The 7,808-nt window shown below is 44.5% G+C and carries 7 protein-coding genes; 4 read left to right on the forward strand and 3 right to left on the reverse strand.

Going from position 1 to position 7,808, the window contains the following annotated elements; genetic code table 11:
• Positions 1-8: 8 nt before the first annotated feature.
• On the forward strand, positions 9-1,838 hold the full coding sequence (locus J7545_RS15425) for an ATP-binding protein (RefSeq protein ID WP_318699457.1): 1,830 nt from the start codon (positions 9-11) through the stop codon (positions 1,836-1,838).
• Positions 1,839-2,015: 177 nt separating this feature from the next.
• Here the strand turns inward: J7545_RS15425 and J7545_RS15430 are convergent, their stop codons facing one another.
• A complete protein-coding gene (locus tag J7545_RS15430) occupies positions 2,016-2,258 on the reverse strand; it encodes a hypothetical protein (protein ID WP_318699458.1) in 243 nt (80 codons plus the stop codon).
• Positions 2,259-2,443: 185 nt separating this feature from the next.
• On the opposite strand from J7545_RS15430, the gene pabB reads away from it, so the two are divergent.
• A complete protein-coding gene (pabB, locus tag J7545_RS15435; protein ID WP_318699459.1) occupies positions 2,444-4,273 on the forward strand; it encodes an aminodeoxychorismate synthase component I in 1,830 nt (609 codons plus the stop codon).
• A 53-nt stretch (positions 4,274-4,326) separates the two neighbouring features.
• Here pabB and J7545_RS15440 read toward each other — a convergent pair whose 3' ends face one another.
• Complete coding sequence (locus J7545_RS15440) at positions 4,327-4,974, reverse strand: histidine phosphatase family protein (protein WP_318699460.1); 648 nt, start codon at positions 4,972-4,974, stop codon at positions 4,327-4,329.
• Positions 4,975-5,038: 64 nt separating this feature from the next.
• On the opposite strand from J7545_RS15440, the gene J7545_RS15445 reads away from it, so the two are divergent.
• Positions 5,039-5,770 carry a phytochelatin synthase family protein gene (locus J7545_RS15445; protein WP_318699461.1) on the forward strand — a complete coding sequence of 244 codons (732 nt, stop codon included), beginning with the start codon at positions 5,039-5,041 and terminating at the stop codon, positions 5,768-5,770.
• 53 nt (positions 5,771-5,823) lie between these two features.
• Here J7545_RS15445 and J7545_RS15450 read toward each other — a convergent pair whose 3' ends face one another.
• Positions 5,824-7,086 (reverse strand): diguanylate cyclase, encoded by a 1,263-nt coding sequence (locus J7545_RS15450; protein ID WP_318699462.1) that lies wholly within the window; start codon positions 7,084-7,086, stop codon positions 5,824-5,826.
• A 294-nt stretch (positions 7,087-7,380) separates the two neighbouring features.
• Between J7545_RS15450 and J7545_RS15455 the strand changes: the two genes are divergently transcribed.
• Entirely contained in the window at positions 7,381-7,686 is a 306-nt protein-coding gene (locus J7545_RS15455; RefSeq protein ID WP_318699463.1) for a tetratricopeptide repeat protein, read from the forward strand.
• Positions 7,687-7,808: the final 122 nt, after the last annotated feature.

Genomic DNA, 7,808 nt, shown 5'->3' on the forward strand with positions numbered 1-7,808 from the left:
CGAACCTTATGCATCATAGCCTCACAGGATTTCTTGTACCCTCTGTTAACGATCCCATGTCTTCCGATCGCCCCCAATTCGATCTAGCGCTACCCAGTTCTAAAGAAGGATTATGGGATTGGAATCTACCCACTGGGCGCATATTTTTCAATACAAATTGGCAGAAAATTCTGGGATTTCCCGAATCCGAATTACCCCAAACCTTTAGCGAATTTGAAGCCTTAATTCATTCAGAGGATCTACCCATACATCAAGCTGCTCTCCAAGCCCATATTCAAGGGGGGACTGAATTTTATGAAAGTACCTACCGCTTACACTGCCCTAGTGGTGGCTATCGGTGGATTTTAGCCCGTGGACTATGTTATCGCTATAGTGATGGAACCCCTTATCGTTTAGCGGGTTCCCACACAGATGTTACTTCGTTTAAAAAAGCCCAGGAACAAGAATCTGTCCTCCGCTTAATTACCGATCAAATTCGCAGTAGTTTAAACTTAAAAACAATTTGGAAAACCGCCGTCGATCAAATTCAAAAACTTTTGGATGCCGATCGAGTACTCATTTACCAATTTGAACCGAACTGGAAAGGGTCAGTGATTGTCGAAAAAGTAGTAGGGAACTGGGGATCGACCTTGGGAGAAGTTGGAGCAGATGATTGTTTTTCCCAAGACTATGCCAAGCTCTATAAAAATGGCAGAGTTAGAGTGATTCATGATATCTTAACGTCTCACTTGGATGAGTGTCATGTCGATTTCTTACAAAAATTTGATGTTCGTTCTAATCTGATTGTACCGATTATTATCAAAGAAGAATTATGGGGTTTATTGATTGCCCATGAATGCAAGCGATCGCGCCGTTGGAAAGAATCAGAAGTTACCCTATTATCCCATGTAGCTAAACAGTTAGCGATTGCCATTTATCAAGCCAATTTGTACGATCAATCTCAGCAGGCAGTTCAAGAATCAGAAGAAAAGGCTCATGAATTAGAGCTGGCTTTGCTCAAACTGCAAAAAACTCAGGCTCAATTAATTGAAAGCGAGAAACAATCTTCTATTGGTCAATTGGTCGCTGGAATTGCCCATGAAATCAATAATCCCGTAAGCTTTATTTATGGAAATATTGATTTTGCCAAAGCCTATCTCAATGATTTGTTAGAATTAGTTCAGTTATACCAAAATACATTCCCTGAGCCAGGAAATGAGATTGAACATTTTTCTGAGGATATTGATTTAGAGTTCTTGCAAGATGATTGCATGGATTTATTAGACTCCATGAAGAACGGAGCTTCTCGGATTCGCGAAATTGTTTTGTTTCTGAGGACATTTTCCCGGTTAGATGAAGCTCAAATGAAACGAGTGAATCTCCATGATGGCATTGAAAGCACATTGATGATTGTGAATCATCGCTTACAGAAAAGTGGTAATCGCCCAATGATTGAGGTGTGTAAAAACTATGGCGTTTTGCCTCCAGTTGAATGCTATGCTGGACAACTCAATCAAGTATTTATGAATATATTAGTCAATGCTATTGATGCGATTGATAGTGCCTGGGAACATTACTCCAATCGAGATAGTCCAGAAATTAGGATTACCACTGAAGATTGGCACATGGAATCTGTCAAAATATTGATTACTGATAATGGGGTGGGAATGTCAGACTTAATTCGCCAGCGTTTATTTACGCCCTTTTACAGTACCAAACCGGTTGGGAAAGGCAAAGGACTAGGCTTGAGTTTATGTCATGCTATTATTGTTGATCATCATGGGGGAAAATTATCCTGTGACTCTGAACCTGGAAAGGGCACAACATTTATCATTGAATTGCCCTTGCACCAGAGTTAAACTCTTCGCACTAGGGAATAGGCCTATGATATAGTGATTCTCTTCTATTGCTATTCGTACCTATTGCCTCAAACAAGAACCGAAACATCCTAACCCACTCATTCGTGGCTATAGAATGAGGATTCAAAAGTTTATTTCAGAGGCAGCGCCAAGCACTGCAAAACCAATGAAAATAGATTAAGACTGAACAGATAATTGCTCTTGTATTTGCTGAATTTTGCGATCGCGGAATGCCTCTAAAGCCTTTTGCAGGTCTTCCGGTTCTACGCCTTCTGGTAGATCGACTGTAGAGAGCGACTGAATCATACCAGAAACCAATTGACTGAATCCCTCAATCCGATCGTCAGCCGATAACTTCTGTTGAGCAGGTTGCGCTACAGTAGGACGAGTAAGAATCGGCGAAACTTTATAATTCAACATTCCTAAGCACCTCTGATTCAAATAGATGACCCTAAAATCTTACTTCTTATCATAAGAACATGTCTCGGATATGACAACATCCTTGTTACAATTATAGACGTTTATCTATCTTTCTTGTCTATATAAGCACCAAAAATAAGTACAATCACAGGCAAATTAATCGATGAAGTGAGAAGGATAGTATAATGAAGAAGTATTCTGTCAAAGAATTTGTTGATTCCCCCATGAATAACCCCAAAGAAGGGGGAATGACTGCCCACGGTCTTGCTTATATCTACCACTATGAAAACCAGCATTGGTTACAATTTAAAGATCCAATTCAAGTCTATTGTTTAAGTGGAAATTCGGGTAACCCGATCGCGACTTTAGAGGAGATTGAAAACCAAGTGGAAACACAGGGCTATTATGCGGTGGGAATGCTCAGTTATGAAGCTTCTGCAGCCTTTGATAGTGCCTTAACGGTTCATGAAGACCCTGATTTTCCCCAACTTTGGTTTGCCCTGTACGATCGCCCCTCACGTATCCTCAGCCCCCAGGAATTTATCAATCTCCACAGTGATATTACTGATGCAGGCATAAGCTGGGAAAGTGAACTGACTGAAGCCGACTTTCACGAGGCGATCGCCCGCGTTCAAAATTACATCAGCCAAGGGGATACCTTTCAAGTTAACTACTCCTTCCGACTGCGATCGCCCTTTAGCGGCGATCCGCGCTGGGCATTCAATCTTCTGAGGCGATCGTCACCCGCCCCCTATTCGGCTTACCTAGACATGGGGCGCTATATCATTGCGTCTGCTTCCCCCGAACTCTTTTTCACCCTTAAGGGTTCTACCTTCACCAGCAAACCCATGAAAGGAACCGCCCCACGGGGAAAAACCCTAGCTGAAGATCGTCAACTTGCCGAATGGTTGTACCATTCCCAGAAAAATCGCGCTGAAAACGTGATGATCGTCGATATGGTTCGCAATGATATCGGCAGAGTCGCCACCATTGGCAGCGTCCAAGTCCCGCGCTTATTTGAAGTCGAGCGCTACTCTACCGTCTGGCAAATGACTTCAACGGTGACGGCTCAAACGCGATCGCCCCTAAGCCAAATTCTGGCCAACATTTTCCCCTGTGCCTCCATCACGGGCGCACCCAAAGCTCGCACGATGGAGATTATTAAAGAACTTGAAGGCTCTCCCCGACGCATCTATACTGGAGCGATCGGTTATTTGAGTCCGGGACGCACAGCCCTATTTAATGTAGCCATCCGTACCCTCCTGATCGATCGACACACCCAACAAGCTGAATACGGCATCGGTAGCGGCATCGTCACCGACTCTAATAGTCAAGAAGAATATCAAGAATGCTATATCAAATCCCGCGTTATCATTGAGCAACAACCTCCCTTCTCCCTCCTCGAAACCCTCCTCTGGACTCCCCAATCTGGCTATTTCCTGCTCTCTTACCACCTGCAACGGCTCCAAGACTCAGCCGAATACTTTAATATTCCCCTGGATCTCTCCCAACTCCTCCACCAGCTCCAAACCCTAGCTCCTACACTCAACCGCTCTGCCCACAAAATTCGTCTTCTGATCGATCCCCAAGGAGAATTCACTCTAGAACCCTCTCCTATTTCTCCTTCCTCCTCCCTCACCCCCATCACCCTCAAACTTGCCCCCCAACCGATTGACTCCTCCAACATCTGGCTTTATCACAAAACAACCCATCGCCAAGTTTATACTCGAGCTAGTGCTTCGGTTACCGAGTGTGATGAGGTGCTGCTCTGGAACGAACACCATCAAATTACCGAAGCCAGTATTGCCAACGTTGTCCTCCATTGGCAGGGACAATGGATTACCCCTCCCGTCACCTGTGGACTTTTACCAGGTACATTCCGCGCTTGGCTTTTAGAGCGGAATCTGATTCACGAACACCCCATTACTCTGGATATGATCGCTCCCTCTTCTACTGTGTATCTGATTAACTCAGTTAGAGGATGGCAAAGTGCGCGGTTGATCGGCTCGCACTAATCAGGGATTTAAAGATCCTGTAACTCCATCACTTGCCAGTGATACCGTTATCTTCAATGAAACCGAACTCGACGTTCATGAGAACTTAAATGGGAGGTATCCCCATTTAATTCCATAATTGAGCGATCGCCATCCTTAATCACCTTGACTACAGCGCACAAAGAAGCATTTACATCTACTCCTGTCACTCCATCAACTAATCCCATAGCCATTCCTAATACAGACGCACCATGGCCGATAAATAATAAATCTTCATGAGGAAACCGTTCAACTAACTCTCGGATGGTTTGTCCCGCACGAGCAAAACATTGGGTCTCAGTTTCGGGATAGCAAGGCTTTCCCTCAATCGGAACCTCTGGATCGATGCGCGGAAACTGAGCGGCTAATTCTGATAATGAACGGGTTTGGGGACACTCCGTCATCCATTCTGGATTTAGCCACTCTCCCAAACCCCAATGTAGGCGCAGCGGTACATCCAGAACATTCGCCACTCCATGGGCGGTTTGCACCGTTCGCAGAAAGGGAGAGGCAAAAATCCGGCTGATTCCTTCTGATTTTAGGCGATCGGCTAATTCCTGAACTTGAACTAAGCCATCGTCAGACAAAGGCGGATCGTAACGGCGATCGGCCGTATTAAACCACTCCGGATTGACAAAATCCAAGCGGTTGGCATGTCGCGCAATCCAAATGGTTTGAGCCATATATAAATTTTCAATAGTTTTTCTTTTAAAATTGATACTAGGTCATTGTAGCAACTCTAGAATCATGGATCGATTTGTGAATTCCCGTAAACCCCTTGTTCTTCTTGTTTTAGGCCTACTTCTGCTTGGTGGCAGAACAGTTGCCCAAACTTTGCCCATTGCTGAACGACTAATTGAATTTGATTCCTCTCCTGGGGAAGAGCTGTTAATTGAAAGCCGTGCTAGACAAGATTATGTGCCCTTGAGCATTCAGTTTGAAACCCAAAAAAACCAGGCTTTTTGTGGCGTTGCCAGTATGGTGATGGTCTTAAATGCTTTGGGGATTGAGGCTCCTGATGCACCCGAATATGGTCGCAAAATGTTTACCCAGGATAATATTTTTAATGCCCAAACCGATCGAGTGATCGCCAGAGAAACGATCGCCAAACAAGGTATGACTCTAGAAGAGTTAGGTGCGTTTTTAGCTCGTTATCCCCTAAAAACCCAGGTTTATCACGGGGGCGATCTGAGTTTGCAGGAATTTCGCCAGTTAATGGTAGAAAATTTGCAGCAGCCTGATAATTTTGTGTTAGTCAATTATCTGCGAAAGTCCATTGAACAGGAGCGAGGGGGACATATTTCTCCAGTCGCCGCCTATCATCAGCAGAGCGATCGCTTCTTGATCCTCGATGTTGCCCGCTATAAGTATCCTCCCGTTTGGGTAACGGCCGAAGATCTCTGGAATTCCACCCGCACCGTAGATTCGGTTTCTGGGAAAACTAGGGGCTTAGTGCTGCTGAATGCCATTAACAATTAACCATTATGGGGTTAGTCTATCTCCAGATCTGAAGGATTTTCCCATCCCCTAACCTAATTCTCGGTAGAATTAGGATCGAAAGGGCCAGAGGTATAATTATCTAAATCAGTGCTATTCTCTAACCTTAATCCCTGGGGGGTTTTGACAATAATGTTATCTCCTCCCAAGGCCTGAGCTTCCGCTAAAGCTTCTCCAGCCGTAACAATTAAGGTAACTTCAGAATCATCATTACGAGGGACGACACTACTCACCCCTAAGCTAACGGTAATATAGGGACTAATGGGGGAGTTGGGATGAACTAATTTGAGGCTACTGATTTCTGAATGGATATAGGTGGCTACTTGCATGGCTCCTTCAACGTTAGTTTGGGGTAATAAAATCGCGAACATTTCTCCCCGATAACGAGCAACCATATCTGCTGGACGTTTCACCACAGAGCGAATAGCATCAGCAATGCTTTTTAAGCATTCATTGCTCGTTTGGGAGCCGTAGCTATAGACATAGGGCTTAAAATAATCAACGCGACAGACAATTAGGGATAGGGGTTTCAAATCTCGTTTCATCCGTCGCCATTCTTGCTCGATAAATTCGTTAAAGCGACGACGGTTGGGGAGTTGGGTGAGGCGATCGAAAAGAGTGAGATTTTTAACTTGTTTGTTAACAGCTTCTAATTCTTGGCGAGTAGTCCATTCTACATAAGAGAGTTGTTCATACTGATAAATAATAAAATAACAGACCAGGAGAGTCATGGCCAAAAAGAGGAAAGATTCCACAGTGATGGTATGGGATAATTCACTGGGAGGAAAGCCAAAAATCCAGTGATTTACGCAAAAATAAGCAATAACCACCCCTTGAGCAATGATATGAATGGGCCAAGAAACAGGTATGGCAGTCGCTTGCATGAGAAACATGACGAGCCAAAGTTCTGGTTGAAATTCACACACTCCGGCGGCTGTTCCCAGAACTTGGGGTAATAGGGTTACCGACCAGGATAATCCGAGGAATAGTAAGCTAGGATGGCGGCGACCAAATTGGGTTTTTTGTAATCCCCAACAACCGACTAGGGCAAATAGGGTCGTAATGCGAGCGCTGAGGAGTTCACTGGCAAATTGCTCACCATAGAGGATCGCTTCAAACAAGGCTATGGCGAAAACTCCACCTAGGGTAATCCAAATAGTTGTCTGAAGACGGGCTAAGATGAGAAACTTGCGCCATTCAGGTTCGATGCGTGCATCTTTTTCCCCAGTTTTTTTTATGTCTTCCAAGGAAGCTGAGTCGTCTTGAGAAGATTGTTTTGGCTTAGATCCCTGATTCATGGTTTATAGGCTATCCGATCGCCTGTTCCGTAATGGACTGTTTAATCGGTTTTGCGATAGTTTACATTAACCGAGGTTCCCAGGTATATCATTCATCGACTAAGTGGATTGACCTGTGCTCTCTCACTGAATGGGGGGTGGAGTTGGCTGGAGCTGAGGCCGAGCCAAATTCCTCGTTTTGCTATACCTGTGTTTTGAATGTGTCTCTAGAGCAATAGGTCATAGCTTACAATTTTAACTGAAAGGTTGTTCTCTCTGGCGATTTTGAGAACCGGATGTGTTATAGGTTTCGGTATGGTTAATCTTAATCAGGAATTTCAACAAGCCTATCAGTACCAGCGAGAGGGGAATTGGGAAGCGGCTCGTCTTGGATATGAGCGAGTTTTAGAACTCGATCCTCAACATATGAGTACCCTGGTGAATTTAGGGGTTTTGTATAAGAAACAGGGTGAATATGAGCAGGCATCTCGGTTATATGAGCGGGCGTTGCAACAAAAGCCTAATCATGTGATTGCTCATTACAATTTGGCTTTGGTCTACGAGCAACAAGGACGGTTATCGGATGCGGTGCGTCATTATAGCCATGGGCTCAAGGGGTGACAAAGAGGCTCAATGGTAGAGAGAGTGGTGGGTTGAGGAGGCGATCGGTAAAAGAGTAAAGTGGTCGTGTAGAGACCACAAAAATATAAAAATGCTTCCTCAATTGTACCAGAAAATCCTCG

This window comes from Roseofilum sp. SBFL, from assembly GCF_017746885.1.
Lineage (GTDB): Bacteria > Cyanobacteriota > Cyanobacteriia > Cyanobacteriales > Desertifilaceae > Roseofilum.

Coding starts and splice junctions, on each gene's coding strand:
- J7545_RS15450 (WP_318699462.1), bottom strand. CDS start 7,086: ATGAATCAGGGATCTAAGCCAAAACAATCTTCTCAAGACGACTCAGCT.
- J7545_RS15445 (WP_318699461.1), top strand. CDS start 5,039: ATGGATCGATTTGTGAATTCCCGTAAACCCCTTGTTCTTCTTGTTTTA.
- pabB (WP_318699459.1), top strand. CDS start 2,444: ATGAAGAAGTATTCTGTCAAAGAATTTGTTGATTCCCCCATGAATAAC.
- J7545_RS15430 (WP_318699458.1), bottom strand. CDS start 2,258: ATGTTGAATTATAAAGTTTCGCCGATTCTTACTCGTCCTACTGTAGCG.
- J7545_RS15440 (WP_318699460.1), bottom strand. CDS start 4,974: ATGGCTCAAACCATTTGGATTGCGCGACATGCCAACCGCTTGGATTTT.
- J7545_RS15425 (WP_318699457.1), top strand. CDS start 9: ATGCATCATAGCCTCACAGGATTTCTTGTACCCTCTGTTAACGATCCC.
- J7545_RS15455 (WP_318699463.1), top strand. CDS start 7,381: ATGGTTAATCTTAATCAGGAATTTCAACAAGCCTATCAGTACCAGCGA.